At 69.8% G+C, this 23,286-nt stretch carries 23 protein-coding genes, 1 tRNA gene, 1 other RNA gene and 1 pseudogene; 17 read left to right on the top strand and 9 right to left on the bottom strand.

The annotated features are described in order from the left end of the window. Positions 1 to 98: 98 nt before the first annotated feature. The 3 genes from AB0I12_RS38215 to AB0I12_RS38205 are packed head-to-tail and all read left to right on the top strand — an operon-like array spanning position 99 to position 2,389. Positions 99 to 884, top strand: coding sequence for a histidine kinase (locus tag AB0I12_RS38215; RefSeq protein ID WP_359939890.1), 786 nt, complete (start codon positions 99 to 101; stop codon positions 882 to 884). Continuing rightward, complete coding sequence (locus AB0I12_RS38210) at positions 881 to 1,531, top strand: response regulator transcription factor (protein ID WP_355692881.1); 651 nt, start codon at positions 881 to 883, stop codon at positions 1,529 to 1,531. Before AB0I12_RS38215 ends, AB0I12_RS38210 begins: the two co-directional genes overlap by 4 nt. Positions 1,532 to 1,549: 18 nt before the next feature. Further along, positions 1,550 to 2,389, top strand: a complete 840-nt coding sequence (locus AB0I12_RS38205; protein WP_359939887.1) for an aminoglycoside phosphotransferase family protein — start codon at positions 1,550 to 1,552, stop codon at positions 2,387 to 2,389. A gap of 45 nt (positions 2,390 to 2,434) precedes the next feature. Here AB0I12_RS38205 and AB0I12_RS38200 read toward each other — a convergent pair. Further along, a tRNA-Ser gene (locus tag AB0I12_RS38200) sits at positions 2,435 to 2,522 on the bottom strand. A gap of 112 nt (positions 2,523 to 2,634) precedes the next feature. Between AB0I12_RS38200 and AB0I12_RS38195 the strand changes: the two genes are divergently transcribed. Further along, positions 2,635 to 2,820 (top strand): sigma factor, encoded by a 186-nt coding sequence (locus AB0I12_RS38195; RefSeq protein ID WP_359939884.1) that lies wholly within the window; start codon positions 2,635 to 2,637, stop codon positions 2,818 to 2,820. Between the two features lie 42 nt (positions 2,821 to 2,862). Beyond that, on the top strand, positions 2,863 to 3,378 hold the full coding sequence (locus tag AB0I12_RS38190) for a GNAT family N-acetyltransferase (RefSeq protein WP_359939881.1): 516 nt from the start codon (positions 2,863 to 2,865) through the stop codon (positions 3,376 to 3,378). Here AB0I12_RS38190 and AB0I12_RS38185 read toward each other — a convergent pair. Further along, positions 3,355 to 4,170 carry a TIGR03620 family F420-dependent LLM class oxidoreductase gene (locus AB0I12_RS38185; RefSeq protein WP_359939878.1) on the bottom strand — a complete coding sequence of 272 codons (816 nt, stop codon included), beginning with the start codon at positions 4,168 to 4,170 and terminating at the stop codon, positions 3,355 to 3,357. The two genes, AB0I12_RS38190 and AB0I12_RS38185, sit on opposite strands and share 24 nt — an antisense overlap. Positions 4,171 to 4,335: 165 nt before the next feature. Between AB0I12_RS38185 and ffs the strand changes: the two genes are divergently transcribed. Both ffs and nadE read left to right on the top strand, forming a co-directional pair. Further along, positions 4,336 to 4,432, top strand: an RNA gene (gene ffs, locus AB0I12_RS38180) — signal recognition particle sRNA small type. 71 nt (positions 4,433 to 4,503) lie between these two features. Further along, complete coding sequence (gene nadE, locus AB0I12_RS38175) at positions 4,504 to 5,322, top strand: ammonia-dependent NAD(+) synthetase (protein ID WP_359939875.1); 819 nt, start codon at positions 4,504 to 4,506, stop codon at positions 5,320 to 5,322. Here nadE and AB0I12_RS38170 read toward each other — a convergent pair. From AB0I12_RS38170 to AB0I12_RS38160, 3 genes are read right to left on the bottom strand one after another with little or no spacing between them, the layout of a single operon-like run. Further along, positions 5,315 to 6,163, bottom strand: coding sequence for an alpha/beta hydrolase (locus tag AB0I12_RS38170; protein WP_359939873.1), 849 nt, complete (start codon positions 6,161 to 6,163; stop codon positions 5,315 to 5,317). The genes nadE and AB0I12_RS38170 overlap by 8 nt on opposite strands. Positions 6,164 to 6,188: 25 nt before the next feature. Then, on the bottom strand, positions 6,189 to 6,593 hold the full coding sequence (locus AB0I12_RS38165) for an SRPBCC family protein (RefSeq protein ID WP_359939870.1): 405 nt from the start codon (positions 6,591 to 6,593) through the stop codon (positions 6,189 to 6,191). Positions 6,594 to 6,595: 2 nt separating this feature from the next. Then, the gene (locus tag AB0I12_RS38160; protein WP_359939867.1) at positions 6,596 to 7,072 is read right to left on the bottom strand and encodes a MarR family transcriptional regulator; all 477 of its coding nucleotides are present in this window, start codon (positions 7,070 to 7,072) and stop codon (positions 6,596 to 6,598) included. A 162-nt stretch (positions 7,073 to 7,234) separates the two neighbouring features. On the opposite strand from AB0I12_RS38160, the gene AB0I12_RS38155 reads away from it, so the two are divergent. Next, positions 7,235 to 8,860, top strand: a complete 1,626-nt coding sequence (locus AB0I12_RS38155; RefSeq protein WP_359939864.1) for a long-chain fatty acid--CoA ligase — start codon at positions 7,235 to 7,237, stop codon at positions 8,858 to 8,860. A gap of 48 nt (positions 8,861 to 8,908) precedes the next feature. On the opposite strand, the gene AB0I12_RS38150 is transcribed toward AB0I12_RS38155, so the two are convergent. After that, a complete protein-coding gene (locus AB0I12_RS38150; RefSeq protein ID WP_359939861.1) occupies positions 8,909 to 9,724 on the bottom strand; it encodes a nucleotidyltransferase domain-containing protein in 816 nt (271 codons plus the stop codon). A 72-nt stretch (positions 9,725 to 9,796) separates the two neighbouring features. Here AB0I12_RS38150 and AB0I12_RS38145 point away from each other — a divergent pair. The 6 genes and pseudogenes from AB0I12_RS38145 to AB0I12_RS38120 all read left to right on the top strand — a co-directional run. After that, positions 9,797 to 12,079: pseudogene (locus AB0I12_RS38145) on the top strand (DNA polymerase III subunit gamma and tau); the annotation flags it as partial. 1,105 nt (positions 12,080 to 13,184) lie between these two features. Further along, entirely contained in the window at positions 13,185 to 13,766 is a 582-nt protein-coding gene (locus tag AB0I12_RS38140) for a YbaB/EbfC family nucleoid-associated protein (protein WP_359939858.1), read from the top strand. 1 nt (position 13,767) lies between these two features. Next, positions 13,768 to 14,367 carry a recombination mediator RecR gene (gene recR, locus AB0I12_RS38135; RefSeq protein WP_355700982.1) on the top strand — a complete coding sequence of 200 codons (600 nt, stop codon included), beginning with the start codon at positions 13,768 to 13,770 and terminating at the stop codon, positions 14,365 to 14,367. Then, positions 14,360 to 15,004 (top strand): DUF5063 domain-containing protein, encoded by a 645-nt coding sequence (locus tag AB0I12_RS38130; protein WP_167203751.1) that lies wholly within the window; start codon positions 14,360 to 14,362, stop codon positions 15,002 to 15,004. The genes recR and AB0I12_RS38130 overlap by 8 nt, the downstream gene beginning before the upstream one ends. Positions 15,005 to 15,084: 80 nt before the next feature. Further along, positions 15,085 to 15,738: a hypothetical protein gene (locus AB0I12_RS38125; protein ID WP_359939854.1), complete on the top strand. Its 654-nt coding sequence runs from the start codon at positions 15,085 to 15,087 to the stop codon at positions 15,736 to 15,738. A gap of 21 nt (positions 15,739 to 15,759) precedes the next feature. Further along, positions 15,760 to 17,217: a serine/threonine-protein kinase gene (locus AB0I12_RS38120; protein ID WP_359939851.1), complete on the top strand. Its 1,458-nt coding sequence runs from the start codon at positions 15,760 to 15,762 to the stop codon at positions 17,215 to 17,217. A 26-nt stretch (positions 17,218 to 17,243) separates the two neighbouring features. Here AB0I12_RS38120 and dinB read toward each other — a convergent pair whose 3' ends face one another. Further along, positions 17,244 to 18,440 (bottom strand): DNA polymerase IV, encoded by a 1,197-nt coding sequence (gene dinB, locus AB0I12_RS38115; RefSeq protein ID WP_359939848.1) that lies wholly within the window; start codon positions 18,438 to 18,440, stop codon positions 17,244 to 17,246. 87 nt (positions 18,441 to 18,527) lie between these two features. On the opposite strand from dinB, the gene AB0I12_RS38110 reads away from it, so the two are divergent. Beyond that, positions 18,528 to 19,739 (top strand): MFS transporter, encoded by a 1,212-nt coding sequence (locus AB0I12_RS38110; protein ID WP_359939845.1) that lies wholly within the window; start codon positions 18,528 to 18,530, stop codon positions 19,737 to 19,739. On the opposite strand, the gene AB0I12_RS38105 is transcribed toward AB0I12_RS38110, so the two are convergent. After that, positions 19,622 to 20,182: a dihydrofolate reductase family protein gene (locus AB0I12_RS38105; protein WP_359939842.1), complete on the bottom strand. Its 561-nt coding sequence runs from the start codon at positions 20,180 to 20,182 to the stop codon at positions 19,622 to 19,624. The genes AB0I12_RS38110 and AB0I12_RS38105 overlap by 118 nt on opposite strands. A 58-nt stretch (positions 20,183 to 20,240) precedes the next feature. Continuing rightward, a complete protein-coding gene (locus tag AB0I12_RS38100) occupies positions 20,241 to 20,561 on the bottom strand; it encodes a metalloregulator ArsR/SmtB family transcription factor (RefSeq protein WP_359939839.1) in 321 nt (106 codons plus the stop codon). Positions 20,562 to 20,792: 231 nt separating this feature from the next. Here AB0I12_RS38100 and AB0I12_RS38095 point away from each other — a divergent pair, with 231 nt between their 5' ends. Together AB0I12_RS38095 and AB0I12_RS38090 are read left to right on the top strand one after the other, a co-directional pair. Next, positions 20,793 to 22,061, top strand: coding sequence for an aspartate kinase (locus AB0I12_RS38095; protein WP_359939836.1), 1,269 nt, complete (start codon positions 20,793 to 20,795; stop codon positions 22,059 to 22,061). Then, complete coding sequence (locus tag AB0I12_RS38090) at positions 22,058 to 23,164, top strand: aspartate-semialdehyde dehydrogenase (RefSeq protein WP_359939833.1); 1,107 nt, start codon at positions 22,058 to 22,060, stop codon at positions 23,162 to 23,164. The genes AB0I12_RS38095 and AB0I12_RS38090 overlap by 4 nt, the downstream gene beginning before the upstream one ends. The last annotated feature ends 122 nt before the right edge of the window (positions 23,165 to 23,286 follow it).

Below are 23,286 nucleotides of genomic sequence, written 5' to 3'. Positions count from 1 at the left end.
AGCGGTCGCTGACGTCAGCCTGCCGGGCTAAAGTGCGCGCCTTGTCATCCTGGAGATGTACGACCTGCCACGCATTCTTTGGGACAGTGGATCTCGTGATGTGGTTACTGGTAGCGCTGCTGGCTGTGGTGGCCGGTCTGCTCGCGTTCGCCTCTGTGCGCACTCGGCGTGCCCATGCGCGTGCGTTGGAGGAGCGCAGCTGGTTGCTGGAGCGGGAACGGGAGACCGCGGCGCGGAAGGCGGTCGACGCCGAGCGGGCGCGGATAGCGCACGACCTGCACGACATCGTCAGCCACAACGTCAGCGTCATGGTCATCCAGACCGGTGCGGCCCGGCAGGTGCTGGCCACCTCACCCGACGAGGCGGAGGCGGCTCTCCTCGCGGTAGAGGCCGCGGGCCGCGACACCATGGCGGAGCTGCGGCATCTTCTCGGTGTACTCGCACCGAAGGCGGACGGGGCCGAGGACGACGCACTGTCGCCGCAGCCGAGTTTGACGCGCCTGAGCGAGCTGATCGATCGGATCGCGTTCGCCGGTCTTCCGGTCGAGGTGCGGATCTCCGGCGACCCGGTTCCGCTACCGGCCGGCGTCGACGTCACGGCGTACCGCATCATCCAGGAGGCGCTCACCAACGCGCTCAAGCACGGCGACGGGAACACCGCCGAGGTGACCGTTCGCTACGCGCCGCACGCGCTCCGGGTCGAGATCCTGAACACCGGGCCGAGCGTCCTCACCGGAGGCCGCCCGGTCGCGTCCGACGGTGAGGGGCGGGGGCTGCTGGGGCTGAAGCAACGCGTCGCCGTGTACGGCGGGCAACTCGACGCCCGCCGACGCCTCGGCGGCGGCTTCCGCGTCCGCGCCAAGCTCCCACTGGAGCGCCCGTGACCACGCGGGTCGTGATCGCGGACGATCAGGCCCTGGTCCGCACCGGCTTCCGGATGATCCTGTCCGCGCGCGGCATCGAGGTCGTCGGCGAGGCCGCGGACGGCGTCGAGGCCGTGGACGCCGTACGGCGCCTGCACCCGGACGTCGTCCTGATGGACATCCGCATGCCGACCATGGACGGCCTGGAGGCCACCCGCCGCATCCTCGCCACCCCGACCAGGTGCCGGATCCTGATCCTCACGACGTTCGACCTGGACCAGTACGTCTATGCCGCCCTGTCCGCCGGCGCCAGCGGCTTCCTGCTCAAGGACGTGACCCCCGAACACCTGGCCGCCGCCGTCCGCCTGGTCACCACCGGCGACGCCCTCCTGGCCCCCTCCATCACCCGCCGCCTGGTAGAACGCTTCGCCACCCCCGCACCCACCCTGCACCGCGACCTGTCGTCCCTCACCCCCCGCGAACTGGAAGTTCTCACCCTCATGGGCCAAGGCCTCTCCAACGCCGAAATAGCCACCGCCCTCACCCTCAGCGAAGCCACCGTCAAAACCCACGCCGCCCGAATCTTCGCCAAACTAACCCTCAGAGACCGCTCCCAAGCCGTAGTCCTCGCCTACGAAACCGGCCTGATCACCCCAGGCGACCACTGACCCGGCGTACGCTCGGCCATGAGGGAAAGCAACCTGCTGACCTGGGCCGCGGCGGCGGTCGGCCCAGTGCTCGAGATCAGTCCGCTCCATGGCGACCAGGGCCCGTGGCGCCTGACCACCGCCGACGCGCGCTACGTCTTACGGGCACCGACTCCACGCATAAATGCGCCGATGATCGCGACGGGCGCCGCGGCACTCCAAGTCGCCGAACAACACGACCTGCCTGCCCCACGACTGATCGACGTGGATCTGTCCGGCTCGGATGCCGGCGTACCTGCCACTGTCGAGACCCTTGTGCCCGGCACATCGGCATGGGCAGTCGGGACCCCCGAGAGGCTCCGCGCCGCTGGAGCCGCGCTGGCCCACCTGCACTCCGTCCCGATGCGTCCGCAGGCCCACCTCCCCTTCCGCCCACGCCCCATCGCCGTGGACGACTTCGCCCGCGACCGCCGCACCGGTCACCTGCCCACCACGCCGCTCCTGTCCGAGGCCGACGATCTGGTGACGGCCCACGGTCTGCCCAGCGAGCACTCGGTCTACCTACATGGCGACGTATGGCCCGGAAACCTGGTCTGGTCCGACCATCACCTCAAAGCCTTCATCGACTGGAAGACCGCCGGCGTAGGCGCCCCCGGAGTAGACCTCTCCGAACTCCGCAAACAAGCAGCCATCAGCTTCGGCCCTGACGCCCCCGCCCACGTCCTCACCGGCTGGCAACAAACCGCCGACACCCCAGCTCAACACGTCGCCTACTGGGACGCCGTGGCAGCCTTGAACACCCCCACCACCCTCCACAGCCCCACAGCCACCACCCGCCGCAACAACTTCCTACGCCAGGCCCTCCACCATCTCCCCTGACAAAGCACCAGGGCGGCCCTCATGTCTGAGAGCCGCCCTGCTGAGTGGCGGAGGATACGAGATTCGAACTCGTGAGGGGTTGCCCCCAACACGCTTTCCAAGCGTGCGCCCTAGGCCTCTAGGCGAATCCTCCAAGCCGAGAGGATACCGAGGCGGCGCGGGAATCCGAAATCGGGGGCGTGAACCTGATGGGCGGGTGGGGGTGAGGGAGGTGACGCGCGGAGCCGGGTTGGGTGGGTGTGGTGGTGCGGGCTCAGGTGGGGGAGCGGGAGGCGGTTGCTGGGCTGGTGCGGGGGCTGCCGCGGCTCAAGGAGCCGGAGCGGTTCGCGGCGTGGCTGTTCACCATCGCTCGGCGCAGCGTGGTCAACCACTTGCGGCAGCGGTACGCCGACCAGCCGCGCGGGTCGGCCCGGTGCTTGCAGCGGTGCTAATCCTGCCGCTGGCGGTAGGGCTCCTCATCTAGGGTCGGCTGCATGGAACTGCGCCCGATCGCCCCGGCAGATGTCGACGCGGTGCAGGAGCTGATCGAGTCCGATCCGGGGTACACGGAGCGGATAACCGGCTACCCGCCGGGTGAGTCAGACGCCCAGAGCCTGTTGATGATGCGTCCAGCGGACCTGCCCGAGGAGTCGAAGGTCGTGCTGGGGGCATTCGACGACGGTCAGCTCGTTGCCGTTGTCGACCTGCTCAGGGGATTCCCGAACGAGCACACGGCGTTCATCGGGCTCCTCGAGGTCCACGCGACCCGCCAGGGCCACGGGTACGGCGGGACGACGTACCGGCTCGTCCAGCGGTACGTCGAGACCACCTGGCCCGAGGTCCGGACCATGCGGCTGGCTGTCGTCGACACGAACGCCCAGGTCGCCACCGGCTTCTGGCAGCGGCAAGGGTTCGAGGCGACTGGTGAGGTGCGCCCGTACCGGTACGACAAGCTCGAGTCGAGCGCCCGCCTGTACGAGAAGCAGCTACCCGAGCAGGGCGGGAGCTAACGCACGCCACTGCTCGATCGGCTGCGGACCCGTCACCCCAGTAATCACGTTGACGGCGACGTGGTCGGCACCGGCATCAAGGTGCTCGGTGAGCTTGGCCTTGATGTCCGCCGAACTGCCCCAAGCCGCAAGGGCATCGATCATGTGGTCGGGGAGGGTGGACAGATCGCTCTCGCTGAACCCTTGTCGCTTCAGCGAGCTGGCGTAGCCAGGGATCGTCGTGAAGAAGCTGATGGTGTCCCGCGCGATCGCCCTGGCCCGCTCCGCGTCGCTCTCCAGTACGACGAGGTGGCTGACGGCCAGGAGCTTGTCAGGGCCGAGCACCTTCCGCGCTTCGGCGGAGTACGCCGCACGGGTCAGGAACGGGTACGCGCCGGCGGACCGCTCCGCGGCCAGCTTCAGCATCTTCGGACCGAGCGCTGCGAGCACCCGATGCTCCACTGGTACATCCAGCTCGTCCAGGTACGCGTTGAGCGTGGCGATCGGCTTGGCGCCGTGTGCTCCTCCCAGACCGACGGTGAACCGTCCCGGCGCGGACGCCTCCAGCGCGGCGTACGTCGTACTCACGTCGGCCGGGCTGTACTTCACGACCGCCAGGATCCCGCTGACGAACTTGATCGCCGTCGTCGCGTCCACCAGGTCGGTGATGGTCTGCAGCTCGGGCAGCGGCCCGCCGGACAGCCAGATCACTGGATAGCCGAGCTCCTCGGCCGCCCGCGCCGCCGCGATGGACTCCGCACTGCTGTCGAGCCCGGTCGTGATCCCGAACGCCCCAAAACGATGATCCGTCACCAAACCAGTCTCACCCCTCGCCGGCACCGACGGCCACCCCTGTTCGCTCACAGCGTTCGCAGCTGAGCGCTCTTGACCCGCCGGCTGGAGGTGGAATGCGCCGTCCCGCAGATGCGCGAGTTCGGGCGGATTTCGGGCATGCTCTTCCGATCCCGTACACTCATGGCTGGTTCCCCGCGTGGCGGTATCTCGCCCAATCCCCCCAGGGCCGGAAGGCAGCAAGGGTAAGTGAGCTCTTCCGGGTGCGCGGGGAATCCTTATGTCTGGGCTTGGTCCTCCGAGACATGTCTAGGCTTGGTCCTCCGAGACGTCGTCCCGAGACCAAGGAGACCGATGAACCCCGAGAGCCGCTACCTGCAGGAACTGATCATCGCGGAGCTCGACGTGCCCGCGGCGTTCGACGTGGCCAACGAGGCCGAGCAGCGGGTCGAGTTCCTGGCCGACCGGCTCCGGCGGACCGGCGCCTCGGCGTACGTGCTCGGGATCAGCGGCGGTGTCGACTCCGCCACGGCGGGCCGGCTGTGCCAGCTCGCGGTGGAGCGGGTGCGGTCGGAGGGCGGTCAGGCGACGTTCGTCGCGATGCGCCTGCCGTACGGCGTGCAGGCGGACGAGGTGGACGCCCAGCGCTCGCTCGAGTTCATCAAGCCCGACGAGACCCTCATGGTGGACGTGCAGCCGGCCACCGACGCGATGGTCGAGTCGGTGCGGCACTCCGGGCTCGGTGACCGTGAGGACTTCCACGTCGGCAACATCAAGGCCCGCCAGCGGATGGTCGCGCAGTATCTCGTGGCCGGCGCCCGCGGCGGGCTGGTGGTCGGCACGGATCACGCGGCGGAGGCGGTGATGGGCTTCTTCACCAAGTACGGCGACGGCGCCTGCGACCTGACGCCGCTGTCGGGTCTCACCAAGCGCCGCGTCCGCGCGGTGGGTGAGTGGCTCGGCGCGTCACCCGAGATCACCGGCAAGGTGCCGACCGCCGACCTGGAGACGAACAACCCGGGTGTGCCGGACGAGTCGGTGCTGGGCGTGACGTACGACGAGATCGACGACTTCCTCGAGGGCCGCGACGTCGACGAGTCGGCTGCCGCCAAGATCATCGCCACGCACCGCCGTACCGCTCACAAGCGCGCCGTACCGCTCGCCTTCAGCTGAAGAAATCGGTCACCAGCTGGGCGAAGGACTCCGGCTGCTCGGCGTGCACGAAGTGGCCGGCGCCTGTCGCGTAGTAGTAGGTGCCGTCCGGTACGTGGGAGCGGAACAGCTCGATCTCCCGCGGGCTGGTGGCCGGGTCGTACTCGCCTTTGATCAGCAGGGCGGGCTGCGTCAGCTGAGCGAAGTGCTGCAAGACGGGCTCGCCGAAGCTGGGGGAGTTGGTGATCTCACCGGAGAAGTGACCCGAGCGCTGGTGGTACTCATCCGGCAGCTCAGTGTCGGCCGGTAGCTGTAAGTCTCGGGACCCTGGTCCGAGATAGATCTCCATCCGGCGGTCGCCGAGCTGCGCGATCACTGCGATGCGCTCGTCCCACATCTGCTTGGTCGCCAGACCGGTGTGCGGCGGGAGCTCGGCTCCGGGCAGTAGCGGCAGCGCGGCGCGGACGAGGTTTTCGGTGGCGAGTGGGATGTCCCAGGCGGGGTTCTCGAAGACGATGCGAGTCACCGAGGCCGGGTGGGCGGCGGCGTACCTGAGTGCCAGGCGACCGCCGTACGAGTGGCTGAGGACCGACCACTGCCGGAGGCCGAGGTGCTCCCGCAGCGCCTCGAAATCGGCGATCAGGTCTTGCTCGCTCACCGGTCCGTTGAGCGGGTCCGAGCGCTGTACGCCGCGCTGGTCGACGCCGATCAGGTGGAAGTCGCGCGCGAGACGGTCGCCCTGGAACGCCATGAAGTCGTACGAGCCCGCGCCGGGGCCGCCGTGGACGAACAGCAGCGGCGGCGCGTCCGAGCGGCCGCGCCGGTCGACGTACAGCCTGGTGTCGCGCACCTCCGTCAGCATGACCGGAGCGTAGTGCGCGCCCGGCTCAGGCCGTGTGGGCCAGTTGGACCTGGCGGATGCGGTTGGCGAGACGGGCCAGGCGGATGGTGGCAATGTTCCGGTACGCCGGGCGGAGGACGGTCGCCAGCGGTCCGGACTGCTCGAACGTGTGAGTGACCCGGCTGTCCGCGCCGATCGTCCACGTGCCGACCTCGCGGAAGCCGGGGACCTGCCAGACGATCTCGACGCGGTCCGCCTCGACCACTGTGTATTGCAGCTCGCCGGAGAAGCCTGGACGGACGCGGAGCGCGTAACGGGTCCCCGGGTTGGTCTCGCGGGGGCCGTCGATGGCGAGGAACGCCTCGTTCCACTCCGGCAGGCCTAGGGCGTCGAGCAGCACCTGCCGGATCGCTGCCTGGCCGGCGTGGATGGTCTCGGTGGCCTGTTCCATGACTAGTTCTCCTGATGGGCGAGTTCGGGACCCCGGCGGCGGGCCAGGGCGGCCCCGGTCGGGAAGGCGTCGGCGAGCGAGCGAAGGGTGCTGATCGTCTCGTCGAGCGACTGGCCGGCGAGACGGTCGTCCATGGTGCGATGCAGCCGGTTCTCCGCGGTGATGATGCGGCGGTGCAGTGCGCGGCCCTGCGGAGTCAGGCTCAGCGTGAGGTAACGCCGGTCGACCTTGTCGATGCCGCGTTTCACCAGGCCCTGCGCGACGAGCCGGTCGACCAGCCGGCTCGGGCTGTTGCCGGTCTCGCAGACGAGCAGCTCGCCGAGGGCGTTGAGCGTCATCGGGCCGTGGTCGCGCAGCACGCGCAGAACCTCTGCCTGTGAAGGCGTGATGCCGAGCGGCCGCAGCTCCGCGGCGAGCAGGCGATTGCCCTCGCGCTGGATCGCCAGCACCAGATAGCGAAGCTCCTCGACAACCTTCATGGCAGATATATTACACGACATGTATGTCGTGTCATCTGTTTGTGGTGAGTGTTTCGTGGCTGTTGCCGGAGGCGACGATTCCGGCAGGGTTCCGGAAGAGTGCCGGAGAAAGTCCGGTTGAGGTCATGGTCAAGGTGACACCGCGGCTGGCACAGTGTCTTCATGAAGGGTCTGATGCAGAGTTACCAGCTGTCGCTCGACACGATCTTCCGTCGGGCCGAGCAGTTCTACCCGGACAAGACCGTCTACACCGGCGGCCCGGCGCCGACCAAGCTGACGTACGGCGAGTGGGCCGACCGCACAAGACGCCTGGGCGGGGTCCTCGACACACTCGGGATCAGCCCGGACGGCCGTGTCGCGACCTTCGCGTGGAACTCGGGCCGGCACCTCGAGTTGTACTTCGCTGCGCCCTGCACCGGCCGCGTGCTGCACACGCTGAACATCAGACTCTTCCCGGACCAGGTCGTCTACATCGCGAACCACGCCGAGGACGAGGTGGTGTTCGTCGACCGGTCGCTGCTCGGCCTGTTCCTCCCGCTGCTCGAGCGCCTGCCGCAGCTCCGCCACATCGTCGTGATGGACGACCTCCCGGCCGGCGCCCCCGCGGCGGAGATCCCGGACGACCCGAGGTTCCACGACTACGAGGAGTTGCTTGCCGCCGCTCAGCCGGTGGAGTTCCACGTCGAGGACGAGAACCAGGCCGCGGCGATGTGCTACACGAGCGGTACGACGGGTCACCCGAAGGGCGTCGTGTACTCCCACCGCTCGACCTGGCTGCACTCGATCGGTGTCCTGACCAACGCCGGGATCGGACTCGATGAGACCGACACCGTGATGCCCGTCGTGCCGATGTTCCACGCGAACGCGTGGGGTCTGGCGCACGCGGCGCCGATGGCCGGGGCGTCGCTCGTGTTCCCCGGGCCGGACATGAGCCCGCAGGGGATCCTGAAGCTGCTCCAGGAGCAGGAGGTGACGCTGTCCGCCGGCGTGCCGACGATCTGGCAGGGGCTGCTGCCGCTGCTCGACGGCGTGGAGTTGCCGAAGCTGCGACGCATCCCGTGCGGCGGATCCGCGGTCCCGGAGGCGCTGTCCGAGGCCTTCCGCGCCAAGCTCGGCCGGCCCATCCTCCAGGCGTGGGGCATGACGGAGACGAGCCCGGTCGCGACCGCGGCCCACGTCCCTTCGCGGAACACGGACCTCCCCGAGGAGGAGCAGGCACACCTGCGGGCGCGGGCCGGCCTGCCGCTGCCCGGTGTCGAGGTGCGGATCGTCGAGCCCGGTTCGATCACCCCGCTGCCCTGGGACGACGAGGTGACCGGCGAGCTGCAGGTTCGCGGCCCGTGGATCGCAGCTGAGTATTACCGGCCCGACGACGGTGCGCAGCTGAACACCGAGGACGGGTGGATGAAGACGGGAGACGTCGCCGCGATCGACCGGTTCGGGTCGGTGCGGATCGTCGACCGGACCAAGGATCTGGTGAAGTCCGGCGGCGAGTGGATCAGCTCGGTGGAGCTGGAGAACCTGCTGATGGCGCATCCCGCGGTGAAGGAGGCCGCGGTGATCGGCGTGCCGCATCCGAAGTGGGACGAGCGGCCGCTCGCCTGCGTCGTCCTCCAGGAGGGCACGAGCGCGACCAGCGAGGAGATCCTCGAATACCTCCAGCCGCTGGTCGCGAAGTGGTGGCTGCCGGACGCGGTCGAGTTCATCGACGAGGTGCCGAAGACCTCGGTCGGCAAGTTCTCGAAGAAGGACCTCCGCACCCGCTTCGCAAATTACCACCTGGAGTAGGCAGTTGTTGCCGTGGGCACGAAAATTTCGTGCCCACGGAGACGGTGGTCAGTCGAAGCTGCAGCCGAAGTGGTTCTGGAGGTGCTCGAGGGTCGCGTCGACGAAGGCGGTGGGCCAGACGTTGCCGGTGAGCTTGGCCAGCGCCGTGCCGCGCGCGATGAACTGACGGCAGATGTACTGGTTGGCCGCGATGATGTCGGCCGGGTCGGTGCCGGCGGCGGGGATGGATTCCAGGGCGATGCGTTGTTCGTCGGACAGGAGCGCGTTCAAGCGCTTGGCTCCGCTGGTCCGGTGTACGCCGCGCTCGGCGAGCATCAGCGCGATGAGCTGGTCGCGGACGGCGCCAACGCCCTGGTTCGCGACGATCCGCTCGTCCCGTCCTAGAACAGTGACCAGGTTGCCGAGGAAGTAGAAGAACAGATTGACGGCGCGGTCCGGCCAGTACGGTTCGCCGGGGCGGCCGCCTCGAGGTGCGATGTCGCCCTCCGGGAACAGCATGCCCTCCCGGTCGAACAGCACCCGCACCCCGTCGTACTGGAATCGGTCGAACGACGCCAGCGGGTGCACGATCAGATCCACGTGCAGCCAGTCCGGCGTGATGCCGAGCCCGCCGATCAGCCCCGGCAGCCGATCCGCCAGCACGGTCGACCCGGCGAGTTCCCGTAGTACGTCGGCCCAGTGCTCCTCGAACCACTCGGTGCTGTCGTCGGTCACCACGAGGTGTACGTCGACGTCGCTGAACCGGTCGGCGGCGCCCGTCCCGTAGCTGCCGATCAGGTACACCCCCAGCACCCGCTCGTCGGCGCGCAGGACCTCGGCCGCCCGGGTGATCACTGCCTGCTGCCGCTCGTCCCCAGTCGTCACCCGCACCACCCTAGGTCGCGCGCCGGGCCCCGTGGGCGGGGAATTGTCTGCGGGCGGCGCTAGGGTTGCCGCGTGGAAGCGCCCCTTGCCTTGTATCGCCGGTACCGCCCGGAGACGTTCGCGGAGGTGATCGGGCAGGACCATGTCACGGCACCGCTGCGGAACGCGTTGAGCAACAACCGGGTCAATCACGCCTACCTGTTCTCCGGGCCGCGCGGGTGTGGGAAGACCACCAGCGCGCGGATCCTCGCCCGGGCGATCAACTGTGAGAAGGGCCCGATCGCCGAGCCGTGCGGGGTGTGCAAGTCCTGCACCGACCTGGCCCGCGGCGGCCCGGGCAGCATCGACGTCATCGAGATCGACGCGGCCTCGCACGGTGGTGTGGACGACGCGCGTGACCTGCGCGAGCGGGCGTTCTTCGCGCCGGTCGAGAGCCGCTACAAGATCTACATCATCGACGAGGCGCACATGGTGACCACGCAGGGCTTCAACGCCCTGCTGAAGCTGGTCGAGGAGCCGCCGCCGCACCTCAAGTTCATCTTCGCCACGACCGAGCCCGACAAGGTGATCGGGACGATCCGGTCGCGGACGCATCACTACCCGTTCCGCCTGGTGCCGCCGAAGGTGCTCGCCGACTACATGGCGACCCTCTGCCAGTCCGAGGGCGTGACGATCGAGTCGGCCGCGTTGCCGCTCGTCGTGCGGGCCGGTGCCGGCTCGGTGCGTGACTCGCTGAGCGTGCTCGACCAGCTGATCGGCGGGGCAGGCCCGGCCGGCGTGACGTATGAGCTGGCGGTCGCCCTGCTCGGGTTCACGCCCGACTCGCTGCTCGATGCGTGTGTTGACGGGTTCGCGGCGCATGACAGCGCGGCAGTGTTCGAGACAGTTGAGAAGGTCATCGAGACCGGCCAGGACCCGAAGCGGTTCGCTGAAGACCTGCTGCGGCGGCTGCGAGACCTCGTGGTGCTGTCCGCCGTACCGACTGCTGTGACCTCAGGTCTGATCGAGGCCGCCGAGGACCAGGCTGAGCGGCTGCAGACCCAGGCCGCCGGGATCGGTCCGGCGGAGCTGACCCGGGCCGCGGACATCGTCGCGGCCGGTCTGCTGGAGATGCGCGGCGCGACCGCCCCGCGACTGCAGCTCGAACTTATCTGCGCCAAGGTCCTCCTCCCCGGCGCCGACGACTCCACGAACGGCATCCAGGCCCGCCTCGACCGCATGGAACGGCGCCTCGCCATCCCCAGCGGCACGCCGGACTCCGCGACGGGCGCTGTCCAGGGCGCTGGTACGCCGGGGCCTGGTCAGACGGGCGGCATGTCTGCTTACGCGGGCGGCGTGTCCGGTCCTGCTCAGGCGGCTGGTGTGTCGGGTGTGGCCGGGGCGGACTCGTACGGCGACGGGAGCGCGCCTGCTGCGGCTGCGACGAGCAGAGCGGCCGCTCGAGCCGCCGCAGGCGCAGGTAACCGCCCCGCCTCCAGCCCCGACGACACAGCATCTGCTGCCCCCATTGCGGGCTCAAGCGCTCCGGCGGCCTCAGCTGAGACCGCCGGCCCTGCGAGCCCAGCCGCGTCCGCTGGTCCAGGTAGGACTGCGGCGGGTGTAAGTGGGACGGGTGATAGAGCTGGACAGGGCAGTGAATCAGCTGCGGGGGGACCGGTTGGCGCGTCCGGCGGGGCGCGCACTGGTGCCTGGGGTGATGAACCGGCCGGCGCACCGGAGCAGCCAGGCCAGAGCGGGCAGCCAAGCGAGCCCGCGCAGTCGGCTCCGGCCGGCCAGGGTGCTTCGGCGCCCGGTCAGGCGGGTGTGGCAGCCGGTGGGGGTGTCGGGCTGGCTGACATTCGGCGGTTGTGGCCCGAGGTCTTGGAAGCCGTCAAGGCGCAGCGGCGGTTCGCCTGGATCATGCTGAGTCAGAACGCTCAGGTCATCGCGATCGACGACCAGACGCTGACACTCGGTCTGGTGAACGCCGGTGCTCGGGAGAGCTTCGCGCGGTCCGGCAGCGACGAGATTCTTCGCCAGGCGATGATCGACTCGATCGGCGTCAACCGTCGTGTCGAGGCAGTCGTCGACCCGTCGGCCGACCCGGGTGCAGGAGGGGGCGGCTCTGCAGGTCGCCCGGGCCCGCAGTCGGGCGGTCCTGGTCAAGCTGGCGGTTCGCAGTCCGGCGGGGCCGCGGGCCTCGGCGGATCCGGTGGCCCAGGTTCGGTGGACGGTTCCGGGAGCGGCGGGCCGGGCGGCGGTGGGGTTTCGGCAGGTGGTCCCGGGGCTGTCGGTGGGCCAGGTGCGAGCGGACCTGGCGGTCCGAGTGCAGGTGGCCCGGCGGCCGCGGGCGCACCGGGCGCAGGCGATCCCGGGACAGGTGTCAGCGGGGCCGGTGGCGCTGGGGCAGGTGACGGCGGATCCGATGCGGCTGGGCTGGGTGCCGGAGCGGGCGGTCACGGTGGTGCGCCCGATGCCGGCGGCTCAGGTGCGGCCAGCGGGGTCGGCGGACCGGCTGGCGACGCTGCCGGCAGTGCAGCAGGCTTGGCTGGGCTCGGCGCAGGCGGCGGCAGTGCCGCGGGCGCGGCTGGGCCCAGGGCGGGCGGTAGCGGTGCGGCGGGATCGGCCGGAGCAGGTGCCGGCGGTGCAGCGGGACCGGGTGGGCGTGCTGCGGGCGGCGGCAATGCAGCGGGCGCGGCGGGGCATGGCGCGGGCGATGGTGCAGCGGGATCGGCTGGAGCAGGTGCGGGCGGTGGCGGTGCGGCGGGCTCGGGTGGTCGCGGCGCGGGCGGTGGTGCGGCTGGAGCGGGGGCTGCGGGTTCGGGAGCTCGGGGTGTTGGTGGGCGGACTGGGGCCTGGGACGACGGGCCTGGTGGGGCGATTGCTTTGCAGGAGCCGCCGGACGAGTACGAGATACCTCCGGAAGACCCGTGGGAAGACGGGCCGATCGCGCGTCAGCAGCCTGCCGCGCAGCAGGCCGCGCAGGCCGCGCAGGCCGCGCCGGCGGGGCGACGGCAGACGGGCAGCAAGCGCCGGGCGGCGGAGGCTGCCGTTGCGGCTGAGCAGGCGCGGCAGGCGTCGGCAGCTGCGGCCGCGCCCGACGTACCGCTGACGCCTGAGGAAGAGGCCGACGCGATCGGCGAGGACGACATGGTCCTCGAGGAAGACTCCCGCTCCCACACCGACCTGCTCCGCGAAACCCTCGGCGCACAGATCATCACCGAAGAACCCAACTAGAACGGTCATCCACAGCCACTTGGGTCGTGGTGGAGGTGGGGGTCCACAGCATTCACAGGGGTGTGGATAGGGTTGTCCACAGGGTTGTGGAAAGCGTGGGGAGACTGGTCGGTTTCCGGGTGTGAGGTGGGTTGTCCGGGGGACCGGCTAGTGTTGAGGCTCCGGTGGTTGGCGGTGGGTTTCGCCGACCGGCCGGGCAGGCAGACTCGGGGCTCGGGAGAGCGGTTCGGACGAGGAGATCGCGGTGTTCGACGGTGGCGGTGCTGGGGGCTTCGACATGTCCAACCTGCTCGCGCAGGCGCAGGCGATGCAGAACCAGTTGATGGAAGCGCAGGCCGACCTGGAAGGTCAGGAGATCGAGGGATCGGCCGGTGGCGGTCTGGTGACTGCCCTGGTGTCCGGCACGGGCGAGCTGCTCAGCCTGAACATCAAGAAGGAAGCCGTCGACCCGGACGACACCGAGACGCTGGCCGACCTGGTGGTCGCCGCCGTCCGGGACGCCTCGGAGAACGCGAAGCAGGCTGCTGCTGCCGCGATGGGACCGCTGGCCGGTGGGCTGGGCGGCGCGTTCGGTGGCGAGGGCGGTTTCCCCGGGTTCGGCGGCGGTGAGTCGTCGGCTCCCGCCGGGTTCGCCCTGCCCGAGTCGCAGACGCCGCAGATCGGTCGGACCGACGAGGACGAGAGCGCTCCGAAGCCCCAGGGCCCGGATGAAACAGCCGGGCCGGGCGGGTCGGCGCGGGCGAGCGGTGAGCAGGGCGGTTCGGGTGGCGTCGGGTTCGTGAACCCGGGGAGCGCGGCCGGCGAGCCCGGCCAGAACCCGGGCTGACGTGTACGAGGGGGCCGTTCAGGATCTCATCGACGAGCTGGGGCGGCTGCCCGGTGTGGGGCCGAAGTCCGCGCAGCGGATCGCGTTCCACCTGCTCGCGGCCGACGAGACCGACGTACGGCGGCTCGCGCACGTGCTCGTGCAGGTCAAGGAGAAGGTCAAGTTCTGCGAGATCTGCGGCAACGTCGCGGAGGACGTGCAGTGCCGGATCTGCCGTGACCCGCGCCGCGACCTGAGTCTGATCTGTGTGGTCGAAGAGGCCAAGGACGTGGTCGCGATCGAGCGCACCCGCGAGTTCCGCGGCCGGTACCACGTGCTAGGCGGGGCGATTTCGCCGATCGAGGGCATCGGCCCGGACGAACTGCGGATCAAGGAGCTCATGCAGCGGCTGGCCAGCGGTGAGGTGACCGAGATCATTCTGGCCACCGACCCGAACCTCGAAGGCGAGGCGACCGCGACCTACCTGAGCCGCCTGCTGCGGCCCATGGGGTTGCGCGTCACCCGATTGGCTAGTGGACTTCCAGTAGGCGGTGACCTCGAGTACGCCGACGAGGTCACTCTCGGACGGGCATTTGAAGGGCGACGATCGATCGATGACTGAACCAACAGATATTGCGGAACGCGCTTTGGGCACCGACAGCGAGGACCTGACAGAGTTCGCCGAGCAGATCGCCGACCAGGTCCGGAGCTTCCTGATCTCGGTGCGCGACATCGCCGCGCAGCCGGACGAGGACGGAGTCGACGAGGGCCTCGCCTCGCTGCCGTACCTGCTCCTCGAGGTGAGCCAGCTGCTGCTCGCCGGCGGCCGGCTCGGCGCGTTCGAGGACTTCGTGCCGGAGGAGCGTTTCGAGAGCGACGCCGGCCCGGACCCGGACCTGGACGCGATGCGGGACCGGCTCGCGGTGCTGTTCGAGGGCCTGGACGAGTACGCCGAGGTCTTCGACCCGTACGCCGCGCCGCCGGAGATCACCGTCAATCGGCTCTCCGACGACCTCACCGCGATCGCGACCGACCTGGTGCACGGCCTCGCGCACTACGAGGACGGCCGGATCGTCGAGGCGCTGTGGTGGTGGCAGTTCTCGTACGTGTCGACCTGGGGCGCGGCCGCGAGCGCCGTACTGCGGGCCATCCAGTCGCTGATCGCGCACGACCGGCTCGAGCCGGCACACGACGCGGAGACCGAGGCCACCGACCGCGAGCTGGTCGAGGTCGCCGAAGAGGCCGTGCAGCGCCGCTGACTCGTGTCGCGAGGCTGGTTGTCCACAGCTCTCCGACAGACCGTTGGGCGTGACCGGGGTAGATCCGGTTGAATGATGCGGTGTCGGTTTTCGAGATGATTCGGCGGCTTCCGGAGATCGGTGCGGTGCGGCGGGTGAGCCGTGCGCTCGCGGTGCTCGACCTGGTGCTGAACGATGACCAGGACATCCTCAACTTCTACTCCTTCGATGCGCGGTGGTCGCCGACGGAGGAGGCCGCGTTGATGCGGGACGGGTCGGGGAACGGGTACTCGATCGTGTTCTCGCCGGACGGGGCGTTCGCGTACGGGTTCGACCACGAGTCGCCGATGTCGCCGTGGACCACGGGAAAGCTCTGGCCCGGCTTGCTGGATGGTGTACCAGAGGTCTTCCACTCGGCGCGGGACGACAAGGCGTTCGCGGAACCGAACGGAGTGCCCCAGGCGACTGTGTGTTTCTGGCGTACGACGGAGGACTCGGCCTGGCGATGCGGCCCGGTGCACAACGTGGCCGCCGACGGGGCCGACTGGTTGTTCGACCTCGTGGCGGACGGCCGGCCAGAGGCGTACCTGACCTTCGCCGAGGACTACTACGAGCGCGCACTGGACCTCGACGCCGTCCGGCACGTGTACGCCCTGATGCCGCTGACGGAGTACGTCGTCACGTCGCTCAATCCCGAGCGGCGGTTGACCGATCTCAAGGAAGGCATCGCCGAGATCGGTTACCCGCGGTCCTGACCCGCGTTAGCGTGACGCCCGATGACAACGCATGCGCAGGATCCGGCCGCGGTCGGGCCGTTCGCGATCCAGGGCCGGCTCGGCCGTGGGGCGATGGGTGCGGTGTACCTCGCGCGGTCGCCCGGCGGGCGGCTGGTCGCGGTGAAGGTGGTGCGCGACGAACTCGCCGGCGACTCGGGGTTCCGGGCGCGGTTCGCGCGTGAGATCGACGCGGCGCGGCGGGTCAGCGGTGCGTTCACGGCGGCGGTCGTCGATGCTGATCCGGCGGCGGACCGGCCCTGGCTGGCGACCGAGTACCTCCCGGGACCCACGCTGCAGAAGGCGATCGAGGAATCTGGGCCGTTGCCGCCGGATGCGGTGCGGTCGCTGGCAAGCGGACTGGCCGAGGCGCTGGCGGCGATCCACGCGAGCGGTCTCGTGCATCGCGATCTCAAACCGTCGAACATCGTGCTGAGCGGCAACGGGCCGCGGGTGATCGACTTCGGTATCGCGCGAGCGCTGGAGGAGGCGAGCCTGACCGCGACCGGGATGGTGATCGGCACCCCCGGGTACCTGTCGCCGGAGCAGATCACCGGCGCCGGGGTCGGGCCGGCGAGTGACGTGTTCGCGTTCGGCGCGGTGCTGGTGTTCGCGGCGTCGGGCCGAGGCCCGTTCGCGACCGGCAGCCCGGCGTCCCTGCTCCACCGGATCGTCAACGAGCAACCGCACATCCCACCGCTGCCCGGGCCGCTGCACGACGTAGTACGGCGCTGTCTCGCCCGCGACCCCGCCCAACGGCCGACGCCGACCGACGTATTGCAGACCCTCGGCCCCGCAACCAACCAGCCGCCCAGCATGCTCCCGCCGACGACCGCCCTTCCCCCACCGACCAAGGTGCTGCCGCCGCCTCTGGCCTCGCCAGGCGCAACCCCGCCAGGCGGGGGCTGGCCAGCCGCGGCCCTGCCGGCCGCAGCCACGCCTGTCGCGGGCGCGCCTCAGATGGCGGGCGCGACCTTTGCTACCAGCCGGAGGCGGCCAGGGGTCCTCGCCGCGCTCACCACCTTTGGCTGGCTCGCGTTCATCCCTGCCGACCCGCAGGTGAAAGCCCTCCACCCGGTCCTCTCGACGCTGTCCGCCCTGATCTCCCTCGCCTTCCTGTACTTCGCCGTACGGCACTGGATCCTCGTGCTCCGGCCGAAGGTCGTGCTGCGCCTGTCACCGGAAGGCCTGTCGGTCACCCGCCGGCGTCGGCACGCCACCGTCCCGTGGTCCGGTGTCACCCGGCTGCGCGTCGGCGGTGACATGAAGCGCCCGTGGCTGGACGCATGGCTCGAGCTGCCGTACCAGCACCAGCTCCCGGTCGATCGTCATCACAACGGCGGTCTCCGCATCTACCCGATCGCCCACGGCGCGTCCCAGAACAGCCGCCGAACCCAGGTCAACGAACTCCGCGCCGCCCTCAACTGGTACGCCGCCCGCATCCACGACACGTCCTACTAGGCCCTGTCTGTTGATCCAGACAGGACCTAATCCGGAAGCATCGGCATCTCGAGGCCCTGGGACTTGCCGAGGAGGATTCCTCGGGTGATGGCGTTGGTGCCGAACCTGTCCTTGACCTGGTCGAGCGCGTTGTCGAGCTCGTTGTTGGCGGCCTTGTCGAACGGGAGGGCCAGTTGCAGGGCGGCCTCGGTCTCCAGGTTGCCGACCGAGATGCCGATCATGGTGAGGCCCTGCGTGGTGATCAGCGGCTGTGCAGTGCGCAGCAGCGCGCGGGCGGTGACCAGGATCGCGCGCGTCTGATCGGTTGCCTGGGGCAATGTATGGGAGCGGGTCGCGCGGGTGAAGTCGTCGAAGCGCAGCCGCAACGTCACCGTCCGGCCGGAGCGCCCGGCGGATCGCATCCGGCGGGTGACGCGGTCGACGAGACCCGCGAGCACGGCGTCCAGCGTCGCCGGCGACTTCGGCGACCGGCCCAGCGCCCGCTGGGAACCGATCGAGCGCCGCCGGCGGCCGACCTCGATCGGCCGCGGGTCCCGGTTGTGCGCGAGCGCGTGCAGGTGCCGCCCGGACGCCCGGCCGAGCATCGCGATCAGCGCCGCCTCGGGCAGCATCGCGACGTCGCCGACCTTGGTCAGTCCGCGGTTCCGCAGCTTCTCCGCCGTCACCTCGCCGACGCCCCACAGTCGCGAAACGTCCAGCGGATGCAGGAAGTCCAGTTCGCGGTCCGGTGCGACCTCGAGCAGGCCGTTCGGCTTGGCGACGCCGCTCGCGACCTTCGCCAGGAACTTGGTGCGCGCCACGCCGACCGTGATCGGCAGCCCGACCCGCGACAGCACCTCGGCGCGCAACCTCGCCGCGATCTCCACCGGCGTGCCGCGGATCTTGCGCAATCCTCCGACGTCGAGGAACGCCTCGTCGATCGACAGGCCCTCGACCAGCGGTGTGGTGTCCTCGAAGACCTTGAACACGGCCTTGCTGGCCTCGGAGTACGCCGACATCCTCGGCTCGACCACGATCGCGCCCGGGCAGCGGCGCAGGGCCTGCCCGCCGTTCATCGCGGTCCGGACGCCGAAGGCCTTGGCCTCGTAGCTGCAGGCGAGCACGACGCCGGCGCCGACGATCACCGGGCGGCCGCGCAGGCGCGGGTCGTCGCGCTGCTCGACCGACGCGTAGAACGCATCCAGGTCGGCATGCAGGATGGTGGCCCCGCCGGACGACGACACGAACACATGTTCGCATAGACCGCGGACAAAACAGATAGGGAGAATTCCCGACGCGGCAGACATCGATGTCAGGAAAGAATGAGCCCCATGGACCTGACCGCGTACCGCGACCTCTGGAAGACCCAGGGCGTGATGGCGTTGCTCGCCTCCGCCTTGATCGCGCGGTTGCCGGTGCTGGCGACGATGGTCCCGCTCGCCTTCCTGGCCAAGGATGCCGCCGGCAACTTCGGCTGGGCCGGTGTGGTGGCGGGCGCCTACTCGGTCGGTACCGCCGTCGCGAGCGTCGTCTGGTCCCGGATGGCGGACCGCAAGGGTGCGCGCAAGGTCGTGATCGGCACCGGGATGGCCTGGGGCGCGTCGATGGCCGTCGTCGCGTTACTGCCGTACAGCTGGTACCGGCTGCTGCCGGTCGCTGCGGTGGTCGCCGGCGTCTGCGTGGCGCCGGTCACCTCCGCGCTGCGAGCCAACTGGCCGCGGATCGTGCACGGCTCGCGGCTCCGGGCGGTCTACTCGCTGGACGCGACCGCGCAGGAGTTGCTGTTCGTCATCGGCCCGATGTCCGGCGCGGTGATCGTCAGCTTCGCCAGTCCGCGCGCGGGTCTGCTGGCCTGTGCCGTCACGGCGGCCGCCAGCATCTGGTGGTTCGGGCTGAACCAGCGCCCGGGTGTCCACCACGACGAGAACGCCGAGCCGCGGCCGACCGCCCGGCAACTCCTGTTCCATCAGCACCGTACGGCGTTGCTGGTCGCCTGGGCGTGCCTCGTGATGGGGTTCGCCGCGATGTCGCTCGGCATGGTCGCGGTCGCCGACCACCACGGGAACCGCCTGATCGCGGGCGTCCTCGAGATGGTCGCCGCGATCGGCAGCGTGACCGGCGGCATCGTCAACGGCGCCCTGCCCGGCGGCCGGAACTCGTACGTCTGGCGGCGGATGCTGTCACTCACGGTCCTGGTCACGGGCTGTGTGTTCGTGACGTCGTCCGTGGTCGCGCTGGCGATCATGATGTTCGCGGCCGGCTGCCTGATCGCGCCGACGATCGCAGCCGTGTACGAGCGGATCGGCGAGCTGACGCCGAACTCCGCGCACACCGAGATCTTCGGCTGGGCGCAGAGCGGCGGCATGGTCGGCGCCGCGGTCGGCTCGGCCGTCGCGGGGGCCGTGGTGGAGGCGTTCGGCGTGCGCTACGCGTGGGTCCTGGCGGCCGGTCTCGGCGTGCTCGCGACCCTGTCCTTGCTCCGCGTCCCGCCCCACCGGCCGGTGGATACCAGCGCCGTCGAAGGTGCGGCGGTGGCGGCGTAACGCATCCGGTAGTTCGCCTCGAGGACGCCGCCGTCGCGGGCGCACATGGAGATCAGGTGCAGGTGCCGCCGGTCCAGGATCATCCCCCGGCCCGCGGCGACCGGGTGGATCAGCAGGGAGATCTCGTCGATCAGGCGCCACCGCAGCAGCGAACGCACCAGCATCAGGCTGCCGATCACCTGCAGGTCGTCACCCGGAACGGACTTCAGTGCGGTCAGCACCCGGCGCGTGTCGCCCTGCAGCATCTCGGTGCCCGCGCGGGCGACGACGGGGCGCGATCCGATCACGAGGTTCCGGGTGTGCTCGAGTCCGCCGAGCGTACCGGCGTACCGCTCGAAGGTACGGCGGCCGAACAGCACCGTCCCGCCCGGCGGCATCAGCTGTCCGAGCGCCGGTTGCGCCAGCCACTGCTCCGGCCGCTCGACGACGCCGTCCTCGGACATGCACAACCTGGCCACGATGTTTCGCATACCAAGCCAGATGCAGCCGGAGCCGCGAAGGTTATGTCCGGCGGCCGCGCTGCAGCTCGGTCTCGAGTGCGTCGAGCCGATTGGTCCAGAACCCGCGGTACCGGTCGAGCCAGCTGTCGATCTCCCGCAGCGGCTCGGGGTCCACGGCGTACAACCTCCGGGTCCCGTCGACGGTCACGGTGGCGAACCCGTTGTCGCGCAGCACCCGCAGATGCTGCGAGACGGCCGGCTGGCTGATGCCGAACTCGGCGCCGATCGTCGCGGCGATGCTGCCCGCCGGGAGCTCACCGTCGGCCAGCAGCTCCAGGATCCGGCGCCGGACCGGATCGCCGAGGATGTCGAAGGCGTGCACCGGGCAAGTATTTCAGCGATGACTTATATGAACAAGTGGCCGGACGGTTTCCGGCCCGGGCCGACCCCGGCCGGGGAACCTTCCGGCCGCGGTCGCGATCGGCCGGACAGCCGGCCCGGGTGCTGGTCAGCCGGTAGGCAACGGTCAGGTCACGGCTAGAATGAGGCGATCGACTACGCCTGGTGCAACGCCGCACGGCGTACCGCAACCAGTGGTTTGAGGAGAAACACTGTGGGACGCGTCGTACACAAGTACGGCGGTTCTTCGGTCGCCGACGCCGATTGCATCAAGCGCGTGGCCCAACGGATCGTCGCGACGAAGAAGGCCGGGAACGACGTGGTGGTCGTCATCTCAGCGATGGGAGACACCACCGACGAACTGATGGACCTGGCCCAGCAGGTCTCTCCGCTGCCGCCGCCGCGCGAGCTCGACATGCTGCTCACCTCGGGTGAGCGGATCTCGGCCGCGCTGCTGGCGATGGCGATCGCGAACCTGGGCTACGAGGCACGCAGCTTCACCGGCTCGCAGGCGGGCGTGATCACCACGTCCGCGCACGGCAACGCGCGGATCATCGACATCACGCCGGGCCGGATCGAGGAGGCGCTCGGCGAGGGCCACATCGCGATCGTGGCCGGGTTCCAGGGTGTCGCGCAGGACACCAAGGACATCACCACGATGGGCCGCGGCGCCTCCGACACGACCGCGGTCGCGCTGGCCGCCGCGCTGGACGCCGACTACTGCGAGATCTACACCGACGTGGACGGCATCTTCACCGCGGACCCGCGGATCGTGCCGGCCGCCAAGCAGATCTCGAGGATCTCCTACGAGGAGATGCTCGAGATGGCCGCCTGCGGCGCCAAGGTGCTGCACCTGCGCTGCGTCGAGTACGCGCGCCGTTACAACGTCCCCGTCCATGTGCGTTCCTCCTTCTCGCAGAAGGAAGGCACCTGGGTCGTCGATGCGAAGGAACTGGATCAGATGGAACAGGCGATCATCTCCGGCGTGGCCCACGACCGCGGCGAGGCCAAGATCACGGTGGTCGGCGTGCCCGACAAGCCCGGTGAGGCGGCCCGGATCTTCGAGACGGTCGCCGGCGCCGACACGAACATCGACATGATCGTGCAGAACGTGTCTGCGGTCGCCACGAACCGCACCGACATCTCGTTCACGCTGCCCCGCGCCGACGGCGCCCGGGCGATGTCCGCGCTGGCGCGGATGAAGGACGCGGTGGGCTACGAGCAGTTGCTGTACGACGACCAGATCGGAAAGGTCTCCGTCGTCGGAGTCGGAATGCGCTCGCACCCGGGCGTTTCCGCGAAGTTCTTCTCCGCGCTCGCCGACGCCGGCGTGAACATCGAGATGATCTCCACCTCGGAGATCCGGATCTCGGTGGTCGTGGACGAGAACCTGGTGGACGCCGCCGTGACCGCGGCGCACACCGCATTCGATCTGGACGACGAGCACACCCAGGCTGTCGTGTACGGAGGAACTGGACGGTGACCCCTGTGAGCGCTGTGGAGAACACGATCGACGACCGGACGGGCCTGCCCTCCCTGGCGGTGGTCGGTGCGACCGGCGCCGTCGGGTCGGTGATGCTGACCCTGCTTTCGACCAGGCAGAACGTCTGGGGAGAGATCCGGCTGATCGCCTCCGAGCGCTCCGCGGGCAAACAGCTGGTCGTCCGCGGCGAGGAGGTCGAGGTGGTCGCGATCAGCGAGGCCGCCTTCGACGGGATCGACGTCGCGATGTTCGACGTACCGGACGAGGTGTCGGCGCACTGGGCGCCGATCGCGGCCGCCAAGGGGGCCGTCGTGGTGGACAACTCGGGCGCGTTCCGGATGGACCCGGACGTCCCGCTGGTGGTCCCGGAGGTGAATGCCGAGGCGGCCCGGAACCGGCCGAAGGGCATCATCTCCAACCCGAACTGCACGACGCTGTCGATGATCGTCGCGATGGGCGCGCTGCACCACCGCTACGAGCTCGAGCAGCTCGTGGTGGCGTCGTACCAGGCCGCGTCCGGCGCCGGGCAGTCCGGGATCGACGCGCTGTACGACCAGCTCACCAAGGTGGCCGGCAACCGGGAGCTGGGCAGCACGCCCGGTGACGTCCGGCGGCTGGTCGGCAACGACCTCGGTCCGTTCCCGGCTCCGCTGGCGCTGAACGTCGTGCCGTGGGCCGGATCGCTCAAGGACGACGGCTGGTCGTCGGAGGAGCTGAAGGTCCGCAACGAGTCTCGCAAGATCCTCGGCCTGCCGGATCTGAAGGTGTCCGCGACCTGCGTGCGGGTCCCGGTCGTCACCACGCACTCGCTGTCGGTGCACGCCCGGTTCGTCCAGGAGGTCGACGCCGACGGCGCTCGTGAGGTGCTGCGGGACGCTCCCGGCGTGCTGCTCTTCGACAACCCGGCCGAGGGCGAGTTCCCGACACCGGCCGATGTCGTCGGCACCGACCCGACCTGGGTCGGGCGGGTCCGCAAGTCGCTCGACGACCCGAACGCGCTGGAACTGTTCGTCTGTGGCGACAACCTGCGCAAGGGCGCGGCCCTGAACACGGCCCAGATCGCCGAGGTCGTCGCCAAGGAGTTCATCCCGGCACAAGCCTGACCGGAACGCCGAAGGGCCCGCACACCAGGGCGGTTTCAAGGGGTCGTCGCAACACCGCCTTGGTTTCTAGGTGGTGAGTAGATCACGTAAGCGCTCGGCTGGGGTGTCCCAGCCGAGCGTTT

Origin of the sequence: Kribbella sp. NPDC050459 (assembly GCF_040655315.1) — a bacterium.
Classification (GTDB): Bacteria; Actinomycetota; Actinomycetes; order Propionibacteriales; family Kribbellaceae; genus Kribbella.
This window is presented reverse-complemented; position numbering and strand designations above follow the sequence as displayed.